We start from the raw sequence: 22,353 nt of genomic DNA, 5'->3' as shown, positions 1-22,353 counted from the left end.
AGGGTGTTATATATGATTATTGGTTTAACTGGAAGTATCGCAAGTGGAAAAAGTACAGTAAGCAACATGTTAAAAGAATATGGATTGCCAATAGTTGATGCAGATGTGGTGGCTCGTCTCGTAGTGGAACCTGGCAGCGAAACGTTAAAGAGAATTGTTGAAGCTTTTGGAGAAGAGGTACTAACAGAGACGGGAGAATTAAATAGGCAAAAGCTAGGATCCATTATCTTCAATGATGAAGAAAAACGTCAAACGTTAAATGGCATTATTCATCCTGCTATTCGGAAAGAAATGTTGCGACAGCGGGATGAATATATCGCTAATGGTGAAAAAACCGTCATTATGGACATTCCATTATTATTTGAAAGTAAACTTCAACATTTTGTTGATAAAATTTTAGTCGTGACGGTATCGGAAGATGTACAATTGGAAAGATTAATGAAAAGAAATCAATTAACTGCGGAAGATGCAAAAGCCCGCATTCGTTCTCAGCTGCCATTAGCAGTGAAGGAACAAGGAGCCGATGCGGTTATAAATAATAATGGAACAATTGAAGAGACGCGAAAACAATTAGAGCATATATTGAAAGAATGGGGAGTTCTTTCTTAAGCTTTACATCGATTGATGATCAAATTATTGATTTCTAAACATTGTGTGAAGTGAATTTTTTCCATTTCATTCACGTAATGAAAACAGCAATCGATGGAAAAGTTAGACTTTAAGCGGTAATTTTAAACAATTTTCTCATAGTAATACCATTTTCCCTTTAATCATTTATTTTTCTGAAAATAATAACTTTTTTATTATTAGAATTATTGGTACACCTTTTATAATAATGTGCTATACTAATTGAGAAATAGTAAACATAATTGAAGTAAAACGGGAGGCTTATATTAATGACAGTTTCTATTGCAATTAACGGCTTTGGACGAATTGGCCGCATGGTGTTCCGACAAGCGATTGTTCAAGAGGATTTAAATATAGTGGCAGTTAATGCTAGCTATCCTGCAAAAACATTAGCACATATGGTTAAGTATGACACAATTCATGGACATTTTGATGGAACTGTAGAGTATGAGGAAGATGCTTTAATCGTCAACGGTAAACGTGTTCAATTAATTGCTGAACGCGATCCTGCAAAATTACCGTGGAAAGAACTTGGAGTAGACTTAGTTATCGAAGCAACAGGTAAATTCAATGATCGCGAAAAAGCAGCTCTTCATTTAGAAGCAGGTGCAAAAAAAGTAATTTTAACAGCGCCAGGTAAAAACGAAGACGTAACAATTGTAATGGGTGTTAATGATGATGTATTAGACGTGTCAAAACACCACATCATTTCAAATGCATCTTGTACAACAAACTGCTTAGCTCCGGTTGTAAAAGTGTTGCATGAACAATTTGGTATTGAAAACGGTTTAATGACAACAGTTCACGCATATACAAATGACCAAAAAAATCTAGACAACATGCATAAAGATTTACGCCGTGCTCGTGCATGTGGTCAAAGCATTATTCCAACTACGACTGGTGCAGCAAAAGCATTAAGTAAAGTAATTCCTGAAATGGAAGGAAAAATCCATGGTTTAGCTCTTCGTGTACCAACTCCAAATGTTTCATTAGTAGACTTAGTAGTCGACTTAAAACAAGATGTAACAGCTGAACAAGTAAACGAAGCTTTCAGAAAAGCAAGTGAAGGTTCATTAAAAGGTATCCTAAACTATAGCGAAGAACCACTTGTATCTGTTGATTACAATACAACAACATATTCATCTACTATTGATGCACAATTAACAATGGTAATGGGTACAAGAAAAGTTAAAGTAATGGCTTGGTACGATAATGAATGGGGTTACTCTGCACGCGTAGTTGATTTAACGAAAAAAGTTGTAAAAGCACTTGAAGCGGTAACTGCATAATAAATAGTTGATAAAGTGTAGACATCGTCTGACAACGACTTTGTCTACACTTTTTTATATAATCTGTAGTTATGTAATATCACTTGTAAAAATAATCTTTCATTACTATTTATATACAAAACTCCCGAAAAATATGCATTGAAAGTGCTAGCAATCATTCTAATGAAATTCATTATAAATAACCTCGATTTTTGGTTGGAAGTATATTAAAATGAAAACCTATCATCTTCTATTAGAGATTATGTACTAGGAAAAGTGTTACTTCCTATGTTTATTTGATATAATAATGATAAATATACTAGACAGGGAGAAATTTTTATGAGATGTCCAAGTTGTTATTACAATGGAACGCGTGTCATAGATTCCAGACCCGTTGATGATAATAAAGAGATACGTAGACGTCGTGAATGCGAATCTTGCGGTTTCCGATTCACTACTTTTGAAAAAATAGAAGAAACGCCATTAATTGTAGTGAAAAAAGATGGGTCCAGGGAAGAATTTAGCCGAGAAAAAGTGTTAAGAGGGCTAATTCGCGCTTGCGAAAAACGTCCAGTATCATTAGAACAACTTGAACAAATCGTCTTTTCTATTGAAAAAGAATTAAGAAGACTAGGAAATTCGGAAGTAAGTTCTGTAGATGTTGGAGAAATGGTAATGGATGAGCTTGCAAAGGTGGATGAAGTGGCTTATGTTCGTTTTGCATCTGTTTACAGACAATTCAAAGATATTAATGTATTTATGCAAGAGTTAACAGAATTATTGAATCGACAGCCAAAAAAGTAGTTATAGGGGGAAAGCAAAATTGGTTCATTTATATAAAGAGCTTCAACCGAAGGATCATTTTGACATTATTCTCCCTCATTCTCTATCTTCCCATGAACGACAACTATTAACGCTTTTCTATCAGCCACTTACTGGTCCGGAACCCATTAGCTTATATTTAACTTTATGGGCAGAAGGTGAAGATGCTCATAGGGAAACTTTAAATCATTATTATTTAATGAATGTGTTAGATATGCCGATTGGTAAAGTGTTTCAAGCCCGTATTTCATTAGAAGCAATCGGTTTATTAAGAACATATCGAAAAGAAGAAGGAGAAAATCGTTTCTTTATATATGAATTAGTGCGTCCTCTTGATGCAGAGACATTTTTTCAAGATCCGTTATTATCAATGTTTCTTTTCAGTAAAATTGGAGAACAAGCATACCGTAAACTTCGGAAACGATTCATCAAGCGAATGAACATGGATTCTTTTAAAGAAGTATCAAGAACATTTATGGATGTGTACAAACCCATTCATACGAATGTTCCCCAAGAATTCATCGAACCCAACCTAGAAACAAAAAATCGCAATTATCCATTCTATTATGAACAATTTGATTTTGCTTTATTGCAAGCTGGGTTATCGGAACAATTGATTCCTACCAGTGTATTTACAATTGAAGTAAAAGAATGGATTGCAAAGATAGCCTTCCTCTATCAATTCTCTCCACTTGATATGCAGAAGGTTGTTATTTTAGCGATTGATGATGAAATGCGAATTTCGTTAGATAGATTAAAAAAAGCTGCATCAGATTATTATAAATTAACGATTTCTAAAGAAGTGCCGAAACTTGAAAAAACTTTTGAAATGAAACCGCAAGAAATACAAAATCAGCCTTTAACGAAAGAACAAGAGTTAATTGATTACCTTGAAACGACCCCACCCGTTCAAGTGTTAAGAGACATTAATAACGGAAAAGAGCCAGTACCATCTTCTGTCGAAATAGCAGAAGATTTAATATTGAAACATGGCATGCCCGTCGGAGTTGTCAATGTATTGCTTGAATATGTTATGCTAACTACAGACATGAAATTACCACGCAAATATGTTGAACGAATTGCGGACCATTGGATGAGGAAAAATGTTCGAACGGCGAAGGAAGCAATGGAACTTGCTCGCACAGAACGGGATCAATATAATAAGTGGAAGCAAGAAAACGAAGAGAAAAAGTCTTCTGCTTTAAACTATAGAAAACAGCCATACAGAAATATAAGGGAAGAAAAGATACCAGAATGGTTCTATAAACGAAACGAACCTCGGAAAGAGGAAGAACAGTCCACAAAACAAAAAATTAACTTTGAAGAAGAACGTAAAAAAATATTGCAAAAACTTGGAGTTGTAGACGGGTAGGTGACCAACCATCGAATCGATCAAAAAATCTTTAAATAAAGTGCAAATTCCATCCTTTCAAGAGAGATACAATGCCATCCGAAATCAAATTTTAGAACATCCGAACGTTCAAAAATTTTTAGCAGAACATGATGATGTGGTTAATAAAGAGATGGTTGAACGCAGTTTAGCAAAGCTATATGAATATATTAGCCAAACGAGCGAATGTTGCAACTGCGGTTCGACAGAAAAATGCACTAATTATTTAAAAGGGTTTGTTCCAAAACTGTATATCACTCAAAATTCCATAGATGTTGAATATGAACGATGCAAACAAAAAATCATTGAGGATGAACGCAGAGAAATTGAATCGATGATTTCAAGCATGTACATGCCAAAAGATGTATTATCTGCAACATTGAAAGATTTAGAAATTGATGATGAATCGCGGGTTGAAATACTTAATTATGCAGCTGATTTTGTTGCTCATATCAAAAATTCAGGGGAATTACCGAAAAAAGGGTTTTACTTGTATGGAGAGTTTGGTGTTGGGAAATCCTTTGTACTAGGTGCGATTGCCAACGAACTCGCAAGTTTAAAAGTCCCGTCAGTTCTTGTATTTGTACCTGAATTTTTAAGGGAATTAAAAAATTCCATCCACGATCAAACACTTCAGGAGAAAGTGGATTATGTGAAACAAGCTCCAGTGTTGATGCTCGATGATATTGGTGCAGAATCATTAACAAGCTGGGCGAGGGATGAAATCTTAGGATCCATTTTACATTATCGAATGAGTGAGCAACTACCAACCTTTATTACATCGAATTTAGATTATAAACAATTGGAAATTCATCTAGCAGAAACTTCTCGTGGTGAGATGGATGTAGTGAAAGCGGCAAGAATTATGGAGCGAATTAAAGCCGTGACGTTTCCTATTCGAATGACAGGAAGAAATAGGAGACTTTAAAAAGCTTTGTCTATTTCGATAGTTGCATTTCTAAAAAACTCAGCGTATACTTTCATTATGATGATGAAAAATATTTTGCGGTGAAGAGGACACGAAGTTTGTGAAACGGCTTATAGAGAGGGAAACCTAGGCTGGAAGTTTCCTAGTACGACGCAACACTTTACTACCTCGGAGCATTAGCGGGGAACAATCCGCTAACGTTTTCGGTACGTTACACCGACCTAGAGCTTCGTCTGAAATTTTATTTCGGAAGGAAGAAGGGTGGAACCACGAGCGATCGCGTCGTCCCTTTATTGGGATGGCGTTTTTTTATTTTAGGTTTCAACTGTTTAGCTTTATTAATTTTTGATTTCTATGAATACAGAATAGCTAAAAATTTTGCATCAAAAAATATAGTAAAGGAGAATTTGAGTATGTCTGAAGTGATTCAATTAACATTTCCAGACGGTGCTGTAAAGGAGTTTCCTAAAGGAACTTCTACTGATGATGTGGCAGCTTCCATCAGCCCAGGATTACGTAAAAAAGCGTTAGCAGGTAAAATCAATGGTAAGTTATTAGATTTAAAAACACCAATTGAGGAAGATGGTGCAATTGAAATCATTACACCAGAACATGAAGATGCATTAGAAATATTGCGCCACTCTACTGCTCATTTAACAGCTCAAGCAGTAAAACGTTTATTCCCTGGTGTGAAACTTGGGATTGGTCCTGTAATTGAAGGTGGGTTTTACTACGATATCGACTCACCAACACCAATTTCTGCAGATGATCTTCCAAAAATAGAAAAAGAAATGAAAAAAATCATTTCTGAAAACCTTGAGATCGTACGTAAAAACGTTACTCGCGAAGAAGCGCGCAAAATTTATGAAGAAATCGGCGATGAATATAAATTGGAATTACTTGATGCGATTCCAGAAGGGGAACAAGTCTCTATATACTATCAAGGGGAATTTTTCGATCTTTGCCGTGGAGTGCACGTTCCATCTACAGGCAAATTAAAAGAGTTTAAATTGCTTTCTTTAGCTGGAGCATATTGGCGTGGCGATTCTAACAACAAAATGCTTCAACGTATTTACGGCACAGCATTCTTCAATAAAGAAGATTTAAAACAACACTTACAAATGCTTGAAGAGGCAAGAGAACGAGATCACCGTAAAATTGGTAAGGAACTTGAGCTATTTACTTTATCTCAAACTGTAGGTCAAGGGTTACCAATTTGGTTGCCAAATGGGGCAACAATTCGTCGTATCATCGAACGCTATATTGTTGATAAAGAAATCAGTCTTGGATATCAACATGTATATACTCCAGTGCTAGGTTCTAAAAGTTTATATGAAACATCTGGACATTGGCATCACTATTCTGAAGATATGTTCCCTCCAATGGAAATGGATAACGAAACACTTGTGCTTCGTCCAATGAACTGTCCACACCATATGATGGTGTACAAGAACAGCATGCACTCTTACCGTGAGTTGCCGATTCGAATTGCCGAACTTGGTATGATGCACCGTTATGAAGCATCTGGTGGTTTATCTGGATTACAACGTGTGCGCGGAATGACGTTGAATGATGCCCATATCTTCGTTCGTCCAGACCAAATTAAAGATGAGTTTAAACGAGTAGTTAACTTAATTTTAGATGTTTATAAAGATTTCGATATTAAAGATTATCGTTTCCGCTTATCTTACCGTGATCCAGAAGATACAGAAAAGTATTATGACGACGATGAAATGTGGGAACGTGCTCAAAGCATGTTAAAAGAAGCAATGGATGACCTAGGCCTTGAATATTTTGAAGCGGAAGGCGAAGCGGCATTCTATGGTCCTAAATTGGACGTACAAGTTAAAACTGCTATTGGTAAAGAAGAAACATTATCAACTGTGCAACTTGACTTCTTGCAACCAGAGCGCTTTGATTTAACATATATCGGAGAAGATGGAGAAAAACATCGTCCAGTTGTAATTCATCGTGGTATTGTATCGACAATGGAACGCTTTGTTGCATTCTTAATTGAAGAGTATAAAGGTGCGTTCCCAACTTGGTTGGCACCAGTTCAAGCAGTAGTGATACCTGTATCAAACGAAGTGCATTTTGATTATGCAAAACAAGTGGAAGAAACACTTCGTAAAGCTGGTATTCGCGTAGAATTGGATGTTCGTGAAGAAAAGTTAGGATATAAAATCCGTGAAGCACAAATGAAGAAAATCCCTTACATGTTGGTATTAGGAGATAAAGAAGTGGAAGCGAATGCGGTAAATATTCGCAGATATGGATCTAAAGATTCCGAAACAGTTTCATTCGAACAATTCCTTGAAGATATCAAAAAGGACGCAAGAGTGTAAACGGGATACAAAAATGATTTGTATTTTTGATTAGTGTGGAAGATGCCCGGAGCTTAGCAAAGGGCATCTTGATTTTTTAAAATACTTTAGTTTATAATTCTAATCATTGCACGATAGCTAGTATTCGTTAAAGAATTTTAGATTTTAAAGTTTTCTATTTTTTTTCTTTCAAAGGAATGTATTGATAAAAAACTTGACATTCTAAAATATGAATGTTACGATAACAAAGGTTAAGAATACAAGTTTGTGGTTGAAAGTAGAGGCTGCCCGCTTCTCACCTGTTTCGACGCTTCAAGCAGTTGGCAGGTTTGGAATACATGAAAAATGAATACGCTCTTTTTGCGTATTTTTCGGCGGGCGGACATCTTCTGAAATGTCCGTCTTTTTTTATGGACATAACAGAATCAACAGCGACGTTCAACCAGGGATGTTTCCAAACCGTGTATTCGCGACACAACCTTGGAGGTGGATTTTTATTAGCAAAGACATGTACGTCAACGAAGGGATACGTGCACGTGAACTTCGTGTAATTGATCAAAACGGTGAACAATTAGGAATTAAATCCCGTAATGAAGCGTTAGAAATGGCTGCTCGTGTAAACTTGGATCTTGTCCTAGTAGCACCACAAGCGAAGCCACCTGTCGCTCGTATTATGGACTATGGCAAGTTTAAATTTGAGCAGCAAAAGAAAGAGCGCGAGATTCGCAAAAATCAAAAAGTCATCCACATGAAAGAGGTACGTTTAAGCCCAACAATTGATGAGCATGACTTCCAAACAAAACTTCGAAACGCAATCAAGTTCCTTCAAAAAGGAGATAAAGTAAAATGTACGTTGCGTTTCAAAGGTCGCGCAATTACGCATACAGATATTGGTCAGCGGGTATTAGATCGTTTTGCTGAAGAATGTGCAGAATATGCAACAGTAGAACAAAAGCCGAAATTAGAAGGCCGAAGCATGTTTTTAGTACTTGCACCAAAAAATGAAAAATAATGATTACGAAATAAGGTTTAGGAGGAAATACTATGCCAAAAATGAAAACTCATCGTGGCGCTGCTAAGCGTTTCAAAAGAACGGGTACAGGTAAATTTAAATTTGACCGTGCTTACGGTAGCCACTTAGCTGCAAACAAAACGACAAAACAAAAACGTCAACTGCGTAAAGCTAAAGTGATGACTGCAGGTGACTACAAACGCATTAAAACTTTACTTGCGTACAAAAAATAATTGAACGTTATATAAAAATTTAATTTACGAGAGAATAGCAGGAGGTAATTAATATGCCACGCGTAAAAGGTGGAACAGTAACGCGCAAGCGTCGTAAAAAAGTATTAAAATTAGCTAAAGGTTATTTCGGTTCAAAACACACTTTATATAGAACAGCAAATCAAGCGGTAATGAAATCCGGTTTATACGCATACCGTGACCGCCGTCAGAAAAAACGCGATTTCCGTAAATTATGGATTACTCGTATCAACGCAGCTGCTCGTCAAAACGGCCTTTCTTACAGCCGTTTAATGTACGGTTTAAAACAAGCTGGTATCGAAGTAAACCGCAAAATGTTAGCTGACTTGGCAGTAAACGATGCACAAGCGTTTGCTCAACTTGCTGAAGAAGCGAAAAAAGCAATTGCGAAATAAGAAATTGACTCATTTTTTCACGAATTTAAACAACAACTTTAAAGGCTGGTAGGACATCCTATCAGTCTTTTTCTATTAGGAGAAGCGCATATGAATGAAATTCTTATTGTTTACATGATGATTCTATCAGCGATTTGTTTTACATTGATGGGGATTGATAAATCAAAAGCGAGAAAAAAGAAGTGGCGTATTTCAGAAAGAACATTATTGTTCGTTGCAATCATCGGTGGTGCTTGTGGTGGGCTAATCGGGATGTATCTATTCCGCCATAAAACGAAACACTCAGTATTTGCATTTGGATTGCCATTTTTGTCTGCAATACAGATTATATTAATCATGTATATAAATCGTTCATTCTAATTTGATGGAGTATGTTGTGATGATCCACTTCGCTCTTTAAAGAATTAAACGGCTTAAGCCCATAAAGATTTAGAGCTCAAGCCGCTTATTTTTCAAATGATTCACTCAACAGAGAGTTTACTAATATTATTTGGACAAGCCCCCTGTCCATCAACGAACAATTAAAACATTATTTAGAGGATGATTATTATTCTTCTTTCATCAATTTTTCAATAGGATTTTTCCAATTGATTTTCGCTTTAGGATAATTCATTAAAATTTCCTTCTCTAAAAATTTGAAATCATCTTTCGTCATACCGTGAAGTTTCATTGGATCATGCACCCAGACGAAAATCGAAACAACTTCAAAGGCATCTTCGGTTGTCCCTAAATATTTTTCACCTTCAAATAATGCCCCTTTATAAGAAATAAAGAAGTTTTTTCGTACATTTTTTACATCGTCATAAAAATAAAATTGCCCCTTTTCATAGGCTTCATCTAATTTCCTTTTTGGATCTGTTAAGTAGCGAACAGCTTTATAAAATAAATAGATAATGAGGACAATAACTATAATGCGCAAAAGAAAACCCATAAAAGTTCCCCCTTGTATAAAAGGTATCATATCCTATACGATTAGGATAGATATATAGTTTCATTTTTTATAGAAAATGAGGGATAAAATTAATGGAATTTAAAGAACTGTTTAATATGCAAGCACAACTGGATTCATTTATTCAAAAAAATCAGCAAATCAACCGTGATGTGTTTTTAGAAAAAGGATTGGCGCTAACAATTGAACTAGCAGAGTTAGCAAATGAAACTCGCTGTTTTAAATATTGGAGCACGAAAGGACCTTCTGAACGAGAAGTGATATTAGAGGAATTTGTAGATTCTATTCATTTTCTGCTTTCATTAGGAAATGAGAAAGGCTATCGATTAGATGCTTGGCCGGAAATTAAGAAAAAGGAAAACTTAACGACGTGGTTTTTACAAACACAAGATGTAATATTATCATTTATTCATAATCCGACAGAGGATAATTACTTGCAAGTGTGGAAATATTATGGAGTGCTTGCCTATAATTTAGGTTTCACATTGGATGATATTATCCAAGCATACATTGCTAAAAACGAGAAAAATTACGAGCGGCAACGCAATGGATATTAAGGAGGATATTCATAATGAATTTGGATCAAACTCTGCAAATGTTGAAAGATTTGACTGATGCAAACGGCATCCCAGGAAATGAAAAAGCGCCGAGAGCAGTAATGAAAAAATATATCGAACCGTTTGCTGATAAGATTGAGTATGACAATTTAGGAAGCTTAATTGCTGAAAAATGTGGCGATGAAAAAGGCCCAAAAATTATGATTGCCGGTCACCTAGATGAAGTCGGCTTCATGGTGTCTCAAATTGATGAAAAGGGGTTTATTAAATTTCAAACTGTAGGCGGCTGGTGGGCTCATGTTATGCTTTCTCAGCGGGTAACGATTACAACTCGTTCAGGAGAAGAAATCATTGGCGTAATCGGTTCAAAACCGCCACATATCCTGCCTCAAGAACAAAGAAAGAAAACTGTAGATATAAAAGACATGTTTATCGATGTTGGTGCATCTTCAAAAGAGGAAGCGGAAAGCTGGGGAATACGACCTGGTGACATGATTACCCCTTATTTTGAATTCAATGTGATGAAAAACGAAAAATTGTTACTCGCAAAAGCTTGGGATAACCGAATTGGTTGTGCCATTGCCATCGAAGTGTTGAAACGATTACAAAATGAAAAACATCCAAATATCGTGTATGGTGTCGGCAATGTACAAGAAGAAGTAGGTTTAAGAGGTGCGAAAACGTCCACGTTTAAAATCCAACCGGATATTGGCTTTGCAGTAGATGTTGGAATTGCTGGTGATACGCCGGGGATTACTGCAAAAGAATCGACATCGAAGCTAGGAGCAGGGCCGCAAATCGTTATTTACGATGCTTCGATGGTATCGCATAAAGGATTACGGGATTTTGTAATAGATGTTGCAGAAGAGAACAAGATTCCATATCAATTTGAAACGATGCCTGGTGGTGGAACGGATGGCGGTTCTATTCATTTAACTGGAAGCGGCGTACCAACCCTTTCCATTGGCGTTGCTACTCGTTATATTCATTCCCATGCATCCATTTTGCATCGGGATGATTTTGAAAATGCAGTAAAATTAATGGTCGAAATTGTAAAGCGGCTTGATTGGGATGCGGTGAATAAAATTAAATTTGATTGAGAGGATTAAACATCCTCTCTTTTTTTATTGGCATTTAGAACGCTTGAAGTTATCTTTATGCATAACATATACTATTATGAATAGAATGGAATGGACATCATTTTAATTTGTACGCATAAATATTAATTAAAATCAAAAATAAACTCGTTTTAGTTGAATTTTTATTCGTTTTGATTGAATATTCCTTCGATTGACAAAAAGATTAAAATATAATAAAAATACACTTGATTTAATAAATATGCAATTGTATAATGAATACAACCAAACGTTAAAGGAGCGGTAAGAATCAATGAAACTGTTGGAAGAAGTGCAGCTAAAGCCCGTTTCTAGTTTAAAGGGCAAAGATTTATTGACGCTGCTTGATTATACAAGTGAAGAAGTGCAAGAACTAATTAGTCTTGCAATAAAAATGAAAAAGGTAACGAAAAACGGAAGATGTCCAAAACTATTAGATGGAAAAATAATCGGAATGATTTTTGAGAAGAATTCAACTCGTACTCGTATTTCCTTTGAAGTAGGAATGCATCAATTGGGTGGAAAAGCGATTTTCTTACATGCAAGAGATATGCAACTTGGTCGTGGTGAACCAATTTCTGATACTGGCCTTGTGCTTTCAGGATATTTAGATGGCATTATGATACGTGCAAATTCCCATAAGATGGTAGAGGAGTTAGCTGAATACTCTACAATTCCTGTGATTAATGGATTAACGGATCTTTATCATCCATGTCAAGCATTGGCAGATATTGAAACAATCGTTGAAAATAAAGGAAAATTAAAAGGTTTAAAAACAGCTTATGTTGGCGATGGAAATAATGTTGCCCATTCGCTGGTAGTTGCAGCTGCCCATGTTGGAATGGATATTGTGGTTGCAACTCCTAAAGGGTATGAGCCAGATGAAATCATCATGAAGAAGGCTCAAGCGATTGCAGAGAAAAATGGCAGCACGGTTGTCGTAACAAATGATCCAATTGAAGCTGTGAAAGATGCAGATGTAATCTATACAGATGTATGGACTAGTATGGGGCAGGAAGAGGAAGCGGCTCAGAGATTAATAGACTTTAAAGGTTATCAAATCAATGAGGAACTTGTTGCTCATGCAAAACCTGACTTTATGTTCTTACATTGTTTGCCAGCTCATCGCGAAGAAGAAGTGGCAACATCAGTAATCGATGGACCAAATTCATACGTCTTCGAGCAAGCAGAAAACCGATTACACGCACAAAAAGCAGTGCTATTATCTCTATTAGCATAATAAGAACAGAAGAAAATATGTTGTAGCTCTGCCCCGAAAGCGCAAGCGGTAGGGGCAAGCAGAAAACCGATTACACGCACAAAAAGCAGTATTGTTATCTCTTTTAGCATAATGAAAATAGAAGAGAATCTGCTATAGCTCTGCCCCGAAAGCGGCAGAGGAAACTTTTATCTCTACTACTATGCAGATTAAAACATGTTTTCACTCGATGTGGATTTCTAGGTGGAATGAAGCATCGATATAAATAAAAGATACAAGGCAATCCAGGAGGCGCTGGATTGCCTTTTTACATGAAGGAATATTTTATTTAGAAGACCGTTTCTTTAAATCAATTAATTGATAAACAATCGCATTTGTTTGCAAATCTTTCGTACAAATGTGGCCTAATTCTTTCGAATAATAATATTGGTAACCATCGGAACTAACAATTTCCATTACAGGATGAAAGGTTCCAGCAGGTGTTGTGATTTTTTCCGACATGCTGGTTACGACATAGGTTACTGGTTGATACTCATCCTTAAATGAATAAGACCAACTCGTTCCAAGTTTTACTGGATACGGAATATGAAAATCTGTGATAATTTCTTCATTTTCTAAGTAACCAGTAAAAGTGAAGCCTTTTTTATCGATGCGATTTACATAATGGATGTATTGATTGTTTTCGTCGGAAACTTGCCACCAATCCCCTAGTTCGTCAGATGAAAGATACGAAAAATATTCTCGAGCGGTATAGCCCTCATTTAATTCATATATGTACTGGTACTGTTTATTGTACCCAAATCCACTTGAAACAGGAATAAAATCAGGTTCAATAATCCGAGACATAAAAGTGGAAAAGTGAGCGCGAGTAAGAGGTTGAGAAGGCTTAAAAGTGCCATCTTCGAATCCCGTTGTAATGTTATTTGCAGCTAATATTTTGATTGCTTGATAGAATGTATGGTTTTTGGAAACATCTTTAAACTCTTGGTTTGTTGTACCTTTTAAATGAAATGCATTAACTAATACTTGAGCCATTTCACCGCGCGTAATGGGTTCAAAGGGTCTAAAAGTATCTCCTTTTGGAAAAATTCCTTCATCCACGACTGCTGCGATGGCCTTATAAGTAACTTCATCGATTTTTCCTAAATCTTGAAATCCTGGAGCTGGTCGATTCTCTACATTAAGATTTAATGCTCTTGTAATCATTAATGCAACTTGGGAATTTGTAACATTGTTAGAAGGTTTAAAGGTTTGATCTTGATAACCTTTAATAATTCCTGAATCCGCAAGAAATTCAATTTCGAATATTGACGGATGGCTTTCAGGAACATCTTTAAAAGTAGCAGCATCTCCATGATTTACTTTTACGCAAAAAATTAACATACAAATGATAAAACTACTCCATAGCCATTGTTTCCAATTGTAATGTACTCCCACTTCACTTTCCCTCCTTCAATACTAGTTTGGATAAACTTATGAAATAATGATATTTTTACTAATTCTCATACTAGTATAAACGCTCTCTTTTTTTTGGTAAATGACGAATTAGAACTATTCAGGTATGATAGTAGTATTAACAATTGAATAATAAATTCATTATTGATATAGTTGCTAGTCTACAAAGGGGTGAGATGATTGAATGATCATAAGGGAGAATTGTTGTTTGATTTAATTAATGGGAAATGGATGTTATTGAAAAAAATAAAGAAAGGAAAATGGCAAGATATTAGTGATATTTACATAACAAATTCAGAATTTGCTATTTTATCAATAGTTTATAAGGATAAGCCATTAATTTCTCATGTAGCGAAACAAGTTCATTTTACAAGGCAAGCAACCCATAAATTTATCAAACAATTAGAGCAAAAAGGTTTGGTGGAAACGAATAAAGCGAACTTGAGAGATAAATATATTGAACTGACACCTTCGGGAGAAGCTTGCTATGAAAAATATATCGCTTTAAAAAAAGAATTGGAGAATATCATTGCAGAACATATAGGGGAAGAACAACTAAAAAGCTTGAAGGAAATTTTAAAAATGGAATGGGGGTTATATTAAATAAGGGCATGGAGAATCCATTCTCCAGCCCTTTAATTTTGAAATGCTTTTGATAATGTTTCGGTAAACTTTGCATGCTCTTCTTCAGTAGAAGTTTGCCACCACTTTTCTAAAAAGACACCAAGTCCTGGAAGTAGGTGCTCATCTCCTCGAGCGATTGCATCTTGAATTGTTTCCTGAAAATCTTGTGGGTTGTCTCCTTTAACATTTGCTGTAATGGCTTCTCTTATTTGAAAGTTCATACCATTCGCCTCCTCGAGTAGTAGTTTGTTACCACTCGATGAAATTATGCGTCATTTTCAATAACTCCTTGGAGAAACTTTTTTGGAGTAAAGTTCTTCTTAGCGCAACTTGCGTAATGTGTATGTGATTTTATGCTAATTGAAGCATACGGTTTAATGACAACAATGCTTCTTCCGTTGTTTCTCGGTCCACTTTAATGACATTTCCTTGTTCACCATTTTCAATCATTTCAAGCGCCCAAAGGAAATGTGGCAAATCGATACGGTTCATTGTTAGGCAAGGGCACATATTTTCATTGAGTGAGATGATGTGCTTGTCGGGATGCTCAGCAATAATTCGTTTCACTAAGTTCATTTCCGTTCCGATTGCCCAACTCGAGCCAGCAGGAGCATTTTTGATGGTTTCTACGATATATTTAGTAGAACCTGAAAGGTCTGCTGCTTGTACTACTTCAAAAGAACATTCTGGATGAACAATGACTGTCATTTCAGGATAGTTTTCTCGAACTTCTTGAACATTCTCCACTGTAAATCCTTGATGAACAGAACAATAACCATCCCATAAAATCACTTTTATGTCTTGGACATTGCCTTCATACTTGAATTCTCCAGAAATCGGATTCCATACAGCCATTTGTTCTAAAGGGATTCCTAATTCGTAGGCTGTATTTCTTCCTAAATGTTGGTCTGGTAAGAAAAAGATTCGCTCTTTTTGCGTAAGTGCCCACTCCACCATTTTTTTGGCGTTGGATGAAGTGACACAAGCACCGCCATTCCGCCCGGTGAATGCTTTTATCGCAGCAGTTGAGTTGACATATGTTAATGGGATAATTGTATCGCCGAAAAGGGCTGTTAACTTCTCCCATGCTTCTTCCGTTTGATAAATATTTGCCATATCTGCCATGGAACAACCTGCACGCATATCAGGCAAGTAAACAATTTGCTCATCGGTTGTTAACATATCAGCTGTTTCAGCCATGAAGTGCACACCGCAAAATACAATATGTTTAGCTTGTTTATTTTTAGCAGCTACTTGCGCCAATTGCAAAGAGTCGCCTATTGCATCAGCAAATTGGATTACTTCATCTTTTTGATAATGATGTGCAGGGATAAATAATTGATCACCTAATTTTTCCTTTATTTCACGAACTCTCTTTTCCATTTCATCACGAGACAAGCGACGATATTTTTCAGGCAACATACCTTGAGTTGGAAGTGTGCAAATTGTTGACATTATTCAACATCCTTTCTTTTTACTAATGCACTAATATCTAAAGCGTTAACCGAATGGGTAAGGGAGCCGAGGGAAATCCATTCTACGCCAGATTCTGCGTACTTTCGCAAATTGTCTAACGTAATGCCCCCAGAAGCTTCCGTTGTTATATGTTTTGGAACAAGCGGCAACCATTGTTTAATTTCTTCAGGAGTTCGATTATCAAACATGATAATATCCGCACCAGCTTCAATTGCTTCTAACAATTGTTCTTTCGTTTCAATTTCCACTTCGATTTTTACCGTATGACCAATTTTTGATTTAGCTAATTGTACGGCCTTTGAAATGCTTCCAGCGAAAGCAATGTGATTGTCTTTTAACATAATGCAATCGTATAAGCCGCTTCGGTGGTTATATGCACCGCCTGTCCGCACAGCGTATTTATCGAGCATTCTTAGACCTGGCATCGTTTTTCTGGTATCACATATTTTTGCATTTGTTCCTTTAGTTAATTCAACAGCTTTTCTTGCGTTCGTTGCGATGCCGCTCATCCGTTGAATTAAATTTAAAATGACCCGTTCTCCGCTAAGCAAACTTTGTAAAGAACCCTCTATGATAGCGATTTGATCCCCCTTATGAACTTCATCCCCATCTTCTTTCAGCAAGGTGATGTTAAGGAAAGGGTCGAGCAACTTAAATCCGGTTTCGATTATCGTAGCTCCACAAAAGATTCCGTCCTCCTTTGCATAAAAAGTAAAAGATCCTTGATCTATACGGGAAAAGATGGTTTCGCTTGATAAGTCACCGTCTCCGATATCTTCATTAAAAAACTGTTTCAATATTTCTTGTAATTTGATTTTGTTCATAAAGTCCGTCCCTCACATGTAATTTTCCTTGTTTGAAGATAATCCACTTATTTTGCCAATCCTCATTAATTGATGGAAAGTCATTACGAATATGGGAGCCACGAGATTCTTCTCTAGTAAATGCTCCTTGAACAATTAAAGAGGCGGTAATATGCATAAATAACTGTTCAATCGTTCGTCTGTCTAATGCATCAAAATTGACATTTGCAAATTCCTCATAGGCAGGCAACTGTTCAATTAAATCCGTTAACGCTTTTTTTTCTCTTACGATGCCAGCCTTTAGGAACATTTCTTTTTGTAAGACACTAGGTTGCATTAATTTTGGGATGTTGGACGATTTATTGTCAATTTTTCGAATCGTATAGTTGTTTTGACGGCTGCCGTTATTTAGCAAATGTTCTGCCATCAATTTTCCAAAGGTAATACATTCTAACAATGAATTGCTGGCTAGTCGATTTGCTCCATGGACACCCGTACAAGCGGCTTCACCAATGGCAAGAAGTCTTGGGATATTAGTCCGGCCGTAAACGTCGCTGACGATGCCTCCCATAAGAAAGTGGCTTCCCGGTGCAATGGGTATGCGCTGATTCGATAAATCAATCCCTATCACTTTGCAAATATTAGTAATCGTAGGAAACTTTTCTTCAAAGTGCTCGATGTTCGAAATGTCGATATAAACTTCATGGCCATTTGTACGATGTTTATACATTTCGTAAGCGGTAATATGTCTTGGAGCTAAATCCGCAAGTGGATGAACTCTTTCCATAATTCGATTTCCATTTTCATCAACAAAATAACCGCCTGCTCCTCGAACTGCTTCAGAAACAAGTCCATGCGTTTTTCCATCCAAATAAATTAAGCTTGGATGGAATTGAATAAATTCCATATCAGCGATTTCGGCTCCTGCAAGGTAAGAAAGGGCAATCCCATCACCAAAGCTATCGGAACAATTTGAAGTATATTCATACAATGCTCCTACACCGCCAGTTGCAACAATCACGTATGAGGCTAAGTACGTAATATGATCTTCAAAAGATTTCGTTTTTACACCGATACATTCTCCATCATCATTAATGAGTAGTTCATAAGCCAACTCATATTCGTGAATTATGACGTTTTCAGGCAAAGAATCTACCAAAAAGTTTACTAGAGCTTTGCCCGTTGCATCGCCGCCAGAATGGATGATTCTTGGTTTGCTATGTGCTCCTTCAAGTCCAAGCAAAATCGAGCCATCAGGTGCACAATCAATAGGAAAATGATCGTTAATTAGTTGTTGAACAGTTTGTTTTCCTTCTTTTACAAGTTTTATTACATTTTCCACATCATGATGATGAAGGCCAGCAACAAATGTATCTTCTATGTGAAATCGGATGTTGTCTTCACTGCTTGTGACTGCAGCAATTCCTCCTTGTGCTTTGTATGAACTACCGTTTTTTATGTGATTTTTTGTGACAATGTGTACATCATACTTTTTTGCAAGGAGTTTTGCTGTTTGAAGAGCACTAATACCACTTCCTATAATGACAATGTCTGTGTTGATGATCATAGCATTACCTTCTTTACAGTTGTCTTGACACATATATTTACATAAAATAAATGATAAAACAAGCATTTTCATTCATAATTTCCGTTATGTAAAGTATGCTAAGAGTCCATAATTTTTGTAGAAATGGGGAATATCAATGATTTATCTAGATTATGCTGCGACAACCCCGATGATGGATGTAAGTATTGAGGCTTACAGTCTTGCTGCAAAAAGCGTATATGGTAATACATCCAGTTTGCATGATGCAGGTGGACAAGCAGCCTTTTTGTTAGAAAACGCAAGAGATGTTGTGGCAAATAAATTAGGCGTTAATCGGGACGGCATCATATTTACTGGAAGTGGTACAGAAGGGAATATCCTTGCAATAATATCTTTAGCCCGTGCAGGAAAAGGGAAACATATCATCACGTCAAGCGCAGAACACACGAGTGTACATGCAGCTATAAATACTCTAGAAAGAGAAGGTTATGAAATTACAAAACTACCGTTAACAAAACGAGGTATAGTTGATGTAAGCATGTTAGAACAATCGATTCGCCCAGATACTGTTCTCATTACAATCCAACATGTCAACTCAGAAATTGGTTCTATTCAACCGGTGAAAGAAATTGCCGAAGTTGCACAAAAATACAATATTTCATATCATGTAGATTGTGTTCAGTCCTTCTGTAAATTAGATGTAACGGAATTTTCAAAATTTGTTGATGGCATCACAGTATCCGCCCATAAAATTGGTGGACCAAAAGGCTGTGGTGCGGTATATTTAAATCCACGCAGAAGAATATTGCCACTTTTTCCAGGTGTGACTCATGAAAGGGGCTTAAGAGGCGGTACGGTCGATACCCCGGCGGTTTTTGCTTTTGCCAAAAGCGTAGAGCATTACCAGTATGACTTCAATAAATTTTGGAGTTTGCGAAACCAATTAAAAGAATCAATAAAAGATACAAACTGCTATTTTATTGAAGCAGACGAAGCTCATCAACTCCCAAGCATATGTGGCTTATGTATGAAGGGGGCGGAAGGGCAATACGTGATGTTGCGATTAAATGAAGAAGGAATTTGCATTTCAACCGGAAGTGCTTGCGATATTAACAGTGCATCAGGAACAAAGGCGATACTTGCGATGGGGCATAGCTTATCGGAAGCACGTACATTTTTCCGAATCTCTTTTGGAATGGATACAACAGAAGAACATATTTATCGACTTAGTAAAGCATTAGTAAATTTAGATCAAGATGTAAAAAAATAAATAAAGGCGGTTTATCAATAATGAAACGCATAGAATCGGCTCAAAACGCTTATGTGAAACATTGGAAAAAGCTAGTTACCAATAGGAAAGAGCGAGAAAAAACAGGAGAATTTATTGTCGAAGGATTTCATTTAGTAGAGGAAGCGCTAAAAAATAAGGAGCAAGTCATTCAAATCATTGTACGCGAAGGGGTTGAAATTCCCCGTGAATGGTCATTGAATGATGTAAAGATAGTGGAAGTAACGAATTCCATTGCGAAGGACATTGCAGAAACAGAAACTTCACAAGGTATATTTGCACATTGCAAACAAGCAATGATTTCGGAAACTGAACAGGCATCATGGAAAAAATTATTGCTTATTGATGCAGTGCAAGACCCAGGAAATATCGGAACGATGATTCGTACAGCGGATGCTGCTGGAATCGATGCGGTTGTTTTAGGAAAAGGCTGTGCAGATATATATAATTCAAAGACATTGCGTTCGGCGCAAGGATCCCACTTCCATATTCCGGTAATTCGCGGAAATTTAATGGATTGGGTTGAAAAATTAAAAGAAAGAAACATTCCTTTGTATGGAACTGCTCTTGAAAATGCAGTTGATTATAGAGAATTACATAAGTCAGGAAGTTTCGCCTTAATTGTAGGAAATGAAGGTAGCGGTGTTCAAAAGGAATTGCTCGAGCAAACGACTCAAAACGTGATGATTCCGATTTTAGGACAAGCAGAATCGTTGAATGTGGCGGTTGCTACAGGGATTTTATTATATCATTTCATCGATTAACGAACTCTTACTTTTGCTTCTCGATTGAAGTAAAAGTAAGAGTTTTTCATTAAACGGATTGGATAATTATACAAGGTAGATACTTGAAACATAATCCAATTTATCGTAGAATAGTCTAAGATTTTTCCAATCATATGTGAATAAAGTGGAAATGCGTTGGAGCGGGAAGAGTAAATATTCAATGACTGCATTTCAGGGAGCATAAGCCATGACTGGAAGCTTATGTATGCAGCGAATATTGAAGTTCACCCCGCGAGCAGCATCCAGGACCAGAGTAAAGCTCTGTAAAGGATTGCCGGCGAATGCCGTTATGTCAATGAAGTGATTGCATTTTGCAATAACTAGGGTGGTACCGCGAATGTTCCTCGTCCCTTGATTTGGGGCGAGGTTTTTTATTTGATTTGTAACATGTGAGTGTGTAACAAAAATTGTTAATTTTATAACAAAAACTGGTAATTATTCAAACGAAAAATATTTTTCATTTAAGGAGGTTACATGATGGAACAGCAACTAAAACAAATTGAGCAAGAAGCCATTGAGAAAATTGCTGCATGCACGAACTTAAAAGAACTGAATGATGTTCGTGTTCAATATTTAGGGAAAAAAGGGTCCATTACGGAAGTATTAAAAGGAATGGGGAAACTTTCTCCTGAAGAGCGTCCTAAAATGGGGGCTCTAGCCAATACAGTTCGTGAAAAAGTAACTGAAGCGTTGGAGCAACGTGTCAAAGTATTAGAAGAACAACAAATTCAAGAACAACTAGAAAAGGAATCCGTCGATGTAACACTTCCTGGACGTAAAGTGCGCCTTGGCAACAGACATCCTTTAACGCGTGTTGTTGAAGAATTGGAAGATTTATTCATCTCCATGGGATATGAAATTGCAGAAGGTCCAGAAGTGGAAATGGATTATTATAACTTTGAAGCATTGAATTTGCCAAAAGGGCATCCTGCTCGCGACATGCAAGATACTTTCTACATTACGGAAGAAACGTTATTACGTACGCATACATCGCCGGTGCAAGCTAGAACAATGCTTGCGAAAAAAGGCAAACCGTTCCGTATTATTTGCCCGGGAAAAGTGTATCGTCGTGACACAGACGATGCTACTCACTCACACCAATTTATGCAAATTGAAGGGCTCGTGGTAGGAGAAAACATTCGTATGAGCGACCTAAAAGGTACGTTAGATAAACTCGCGAAAAAAATGTTTGGTGAAGATCGAGAAATTCGTCTCCGCCCAAGTTTCTTCCCGTTCACAGAACCATCTGTTGAAATGGATATTTCTTGTTTCCGCTGTGGAGGAAATGGCTGTAACGTATGTAAACATACAGGATGGATTGAAATACTAGGTGCCGGCATGGTGCATCCTAACGTACTGAAAATGGGTGGATATGATCCGAAGAAATTCTCTGGTTTTGCCTTTGGTATCGGTGTAGAACGTATTGCGATGTTGAAATATGGTGTGGAAGATATTCGAAACTTCTATATCGATGACATTCGATTCTTATCACAATTCCGACGTACAGAAGGGTAAGGGG

The 22,353-nt window shown here is 36.8% G+C and carries 23 protein-coding genes and 2 other annotated features; of the genes, 17 read left to right on the top strand and 6 right to left on the bottom strand.

All coding sequences use genetic code 11. From position 1 onward, the window contains the following. Window positions 1-12: 12 nt before the first annotated feature. From coaE to HF990_RS04370, 10 genes are all read left to right on the top strand, one after another. On the top strand, window positions 13-609 hold the full coding sequence (gene coaE / locus HF990_RS04415) for a dephospho-CoA kinase (protein WP_016837141.1): 597 nt from the start codon (window positions 13-15) through the stop codon (window positions 607-609). Window positions 610-896: 287 nt separating this feature from the next. Further along, window positions 897-1,916, top strand: coding sequence for a glyceraldehyde-3-phosphate dehydrogenase (locus HF990_RS04410; RefSeq protein WP_016837142.1), 1,020 nt, complete (start codon window positions 897-899; stop codon window positions 1,914-1,916). Between the two features lie 318 nt (window positions 1,917-2,234). Continuing rightward, window positions 2,235-2,699 carry a transcriptional regulator NrdR gene (nrdR, locus tag HF990_RS04405; RefSeq protein WP_016837143.1) on the top strand — a complete coding sequence of 155 codons (465 nt, stop codon included), beginning with the start codon at window positions 2,235-2,237 and terminating at the stop codon, window positions 2,697-2,699. A gap of 19 nt (window positions 2,700-2,718) precedes the next feature. Continuing rightward, on the top strand, window positions 2,719-4,089 hold the full coding sequence (locus HF990_RS04400) for a replication initiation and membrane attachment family protein (RefSeq protein ID WP_016837144.1): 1,371 nt from the start codon (window positions 2,719-2,721) through the stop codon (window positions 4,087-4,089). A 10-nt stretch (window positions 4,090-4,099) separates the two neighbouring features. Beyond that, a complete protein-coding gene (dnaI, locus tag HF990_RS04395) occupies window positions 4,100-5,035 on the top strand; it encodes a primosomal protein DnaI (RefSeq protein WP_026018972.1) in 936 nt (311 codons plus the stop codon). A 413-nt stretch (window positions 5,036-5,448) separates the two neighbouring features. Beyond that, window positions 5,449-7,380, top strand: coding sequence for a threonine--tRNA ligase (gene thrS / locus HF990_RS04390; protein WP_016837146.1), 1,932 nt, complete (start codon window positions 5,449-5,451; stop codon window positions 7,378-7,380). Between the two features lie 248 nt (window positions 7,381-7,628). Continuing rightward, window positions 7,629-7,775, top strand: a sequence feature (ribosomal protein L20 leader region). Window positions 7,776-7,867: 92 nt separating this feature from the next. Continuing rightward, on the top strand, window positions 7,868-8,371 hold the full coding sequence (infC, locus tag HF990_RS04385) for a translation initiation factor IF-3 (protein ID WP_016837147.1): 504 nt from the start codon (window positions 7,868-7,870) through the stop codon (window positions 8,369-8,371). A gap of 32 nt (window positions 8,372-8,403) precedes the next feature. Further along, a complete protein-coding gene (rpmI, locus tag HF990_RS04380; protein ID WP_016837148.1) occupies window positions 8,404-8,604 on the top strand; it encodes a 50S ribosomal protein L35 in 201 nt (66 codons plus the stop codon). A gap of 53 nt (window positions 8,605-8,657) precedes the next feature. Beyond that, entirely contained in the window at window positions 8,658-9,017 is a 360-nt protein-coding gene (gene rplT / locus HF990_RS04375; protein WP_016837149.1) for a 50S ribosomal protein L20, read from the top strand. A gap of 90 nt (window positions 9,018-9,107) precedes the next feature. Continuing rightward, on the top strand, window positions 9,108-9,377 hold the full coding sequence (locus HF990_RS04370; RefSeq protein WP_016837150.1) for a DUF1294 domain-containing protein: 270 nt from the start codon (window positions 9,108-9,110) through the stop codon (window positions 9,375-9,377). Window positions 9,378-9,564: 187 nt separating this feature from the next. On the opposite strand, the gene HF990_RS04365 is transcribed toward HF990_RS04370, so the two are convergent. Beyond that, window positions 9,565-9,948, bottom strand: coding sequence for a sigma-w pathway protein ysdB (locus HF990_RS04365; RefSeq protein ID WP_168412067.1), 384 nt, complete (start codon window positions 9,946-9,948; stop codon window positions 9,565-9,567). Window positions 9,949-10,040: 92 nt separating this feature from the next. Between HF990_RS04365 and HF990_RS04360 the strand changes: the two genes are divergently transcribed. The 3 genes from HF990_RS04360 (at window position 10,041) to argF (ending at window position 12,878) form a co-directional block, all read left to right on the top strand. Then, entirely contained in the window at window positions 10,041-10,523 is a 483-nt protein-coding gene (locus HF990_RS04360; protein WP_016837153.1) for a dUTP diphosphatase, read from the top strand. Window positions 10,524-10,534: 11 nt separating this feature from the next. Then, a complete protein-coding gene (locus HF990_RS04355) occupies window positions 10,535-11,623 on the top strand; it encodes a M42 family metallopeptidase (RefSeq protein WP_026018973.1) in 1,089 nt (362 codons plus the stop codon). A gap of 289 nt (window positions 11,624-11,912) precedes the next feature. Next, a complete protein-coding gene (gene argF / locus HF990_RS04350) occupies window positions 11,913-12,878 on the top strand; it encodes an ornithine carbamoyltransferase (protein WP_016837158.1) in 966 nt (321 codons plus the stop codon). A 303-nt stretch (window positions 12,879-13,181) separates the two neighbouring features. Here argF and HF990_RS04345 read toward each other — a convergent pair whose 3' ends face one another. Continuing rightward, window positions 13,182-14,294 carry an S-layer homology domain-containing protein gene (locus tag HF990_RS04345; protein WP_168412066.1) on the bottom strand — a complete coding sequence of 371 codons (1,113 nt, stop codon included), beginning with the start codon at window positions 14,292-14,294 and terminating at the stop codon, window positions 13,182-13,184. 198 nt (window positions 14,295-14,492) lie between these two features. Between HF990_RS04345 and HF990_RS04340 the strand changes: the two genes are divergently transcribed. Continuing rightward, complete coding sequence (locus HF990_RS04340) at window positions 14,493-14,915, top strand: MarR family winged helix-turn-helix transcriptional regulator (protein ID WP_016837162.1); 423 nt, start codon at window positions 14,493-14,495, stop codon at window positions 14,913-14,915. Window positions 14,916-14,947: 32 nt separating this feature from the next. Here the strand turns inward: HF990_RS04340 and sspI are convergent, their stop codons facing one another. From sspI to nadB, 4 genes are all read right to left on the bottom strand, one after another. After that, entirely contained in the window at window positions 14,948-15,157 is a 210-nt protein-coding gene (gene sspI, locus HF990_RS04335) for a small acid-soluble spore protein SspI (protein WP_016837164.1), read from the bottom strand. 130 nt (window positions 15,158-15,287) lie between these two features. After that, window positions 15,288-16,391, bottom strand: coding sequence for a quinolinate synthase NadA (gene nadA, locus HF990_RS04330; protein WP_016837166.1), 1,104 nt, complete (start codon window positions 16,389-16,391; stop codon window positions 15,288-15,290). Beyond that, a complete protein-coding gene (gene nadC / locus HF990_RS04325) occupies window positions 16,391-17,236 on the bottom strand; it encodes a carboxylating nicotinate-nucleotide diphosphorylase (protein ID WP_016837168.1) in 846 nt (281 codons plus the stop codon). Before nadC ends, nadA begins: the two co-directional genes overlap by 1 nt. Continuing rightward, window positions 17,193-18,782, bottom strand: coding sequence for an L-aspartate oxidase (gene nadB, locus HF990_RS04320; protein ID WP_016837170.1), 1,590 nt, complete (start codon window positions 18,780-18,782; stop codon window positions 17,193-17,195). Before nadB ends, nadC begins: the two co-directional genes overlap by 44 nt. Before the next feature lie 136 nt (window positions 18,783-18,918). On the opposite strand from nadB, the gene HF990_RS04315 reads away from it, so the two are divergent. The 3 genes from HF990_RS04315 (at window position 18,919) to pheS (ending at window position 22,349) form a co-directional block, all read left to right on the top strand. After that, a complete protein-coding gene (locus tag HF990_RS04315; RefSeq protein ID WP_016837172.1) occupies window positions 18,919-20,031 on the top strand; it encodes a cysteine desulfurase family protein in 1,113 nt (370 codons plus the stop codon). Window positions 20,032-20,051: 20 nt separating this feature from the next. Beyond that, window positions 20,052-20,813, top strand: a complete 762-nt coding sequence (locus tag HF990_RS04310) for a TrmH family RNA methyltransferase (RefSeq protein WP_168412065.1) — start codon at window positions 20,052-20,054, stop codon at window positions 20,811-20,813. 147 nt (window positions 20,814-20,960) lie between these two features. After that, window positions 20,961-21,189: a binding site (T-box leader), on the top strand. A 122-nt stretch (window positions 21,190-21,311) separates the two neighbouring features. Continuing rightward, a complete protein-coding gene (pheS, locus tag HF990_RS04305) occupies window positions 21,312-22,349 on the top strand; it encodes a phenylalanine--tRNA ligase subunit alpha (protein ID WP_168412064.1) in 1,038 nt (345 codons plus the stop codon). The last annotated feature ends 4 nt before the right edge of the window (window positions 22,350-22,353 follow it).

This window comes from Ureibacillus thermosphaericus, from assembly GCF_012396605.1.
GTDB lineage: Bacteria > Bacillota > Bacilli > Bacillales_A > Planococcaceae > Ureibacillus > Ureibacillus thermosphaericus.
Note: the sequence above shows the minus strand (reverse complement) of the source record. Positions and strands in the feature narration are given on the sequence as shown.

Coding starts and splice junctions, on each gene's coding strand:
- coaE (WP_016837141.1), top strand. CDS start 13: ATGATTATTGGTTTAACTGGAAGTATCGCAAGTGGAAAAAGTACAGTA.
- HF990_RS04410 (WP_016837142.1), top strand. CDS start 897: ATGACAGTTTCTATTGCAATTAACGGCTTTGGACGAATTGGCCGCATG.
- nrdR (WP_016837143.1), top strand. CDS start 2,235: ATGAGATGTCCAAGTTGTTATTACAATGGAACGCGTGTCATAGATTCC.
- thrS (WP_016837146.1), top strand. CDS start 5,449: ATGTCTGAAGTGATTCAATTAACATTTCCAGACGGTGCTGTAAAGGAG.
- infC (WP_016837147.1), top strand. CDS start 7,868: ATGTACGTCAACGAAGGGATACGTGCACGTGAACTTCGTGTAATTGAT.
- rpmI (WP_016837148.1), top strand. CDS start 8,404: ATGCCAAAAATGAAAACTCATCGTGGCGCTGCTAAGCGTTTCAAAAGA.
- rplT (WP_016837149.1), top strand. CDS start 8,658: ATGCCACGCGTAAAAGGTGGAACAGTAACGCGCAAGCGTCGTAAAAAA.
- HF990_RS04370 (WP_016837150.1), top strand. CDS start 9,108: ATGAATGAAATTCTTATTGTTTACATGATGATTCTATCAGCGATTTGT.
- HF990_RS04365 (WP_168412067.1), bottom strand. CDS start 9,948: ATGGGTTTTCTTTTGCGCATTATAGTTATTGTCCTCATTATCTATTTA.
- HF990_RS04360 (WP_016837153.1), top strand. CDS start 10,041: ATGGAATTTAAAGAACTGTTTAATATGCAAGCACAACTGGATTCATTT.
- argF (WP_016837158.1), top strand. CDS start 11,913: ATGAAACTGTTGGAAGAAGTGCAGCTAAAGCCCGTTTCTAGTTTAAAG.
- sspI (WP_016837164.1), bottom strand. CDS start 15,157: ATGAACTTTCAAATAAGAGAAGCCATTACAGCAAATGTTAAAGGAGAC.
- nadA (WP_016837166.1), bottom strand. CDS start 16,391: ATGTCAACAATTTGCACACTTCCAACTCAAGGTATGTTGCCTGAAAAA.
- nadC (WP_016837168.1), bottom strand. CDS start 17,236: ATGAACAAAATCAAATTACAAGAAATATTGAAACAGTTTTTTAATGAA.
- nadB (WP_016837170.1), bottom strand. CDS start 18,782: ATGATCATCAACACAGACATTGTCATTATAGGAAGTGGTATTAGTGCT.
- HF990_RS04315 (WP_016837172.1), top strand. CDS start 18,919: ATGATTTATCTAGATTATGCTGCGACAACCCCGATGATGGATGTAAGT.
- HF990_RS04310 (WP_168412065.1), top strand. CDS start 20,052: ATGAAACGCATAGAATCGGCTCAAAACGCTTATGTGAAACATTGGAAA.
- pheS (WP_168412064.1), top strand. CDS start 21,312: ATGGAACAGCAACTAAAACAAATTGAGCAAGAAGCCATTGAGAAAATT.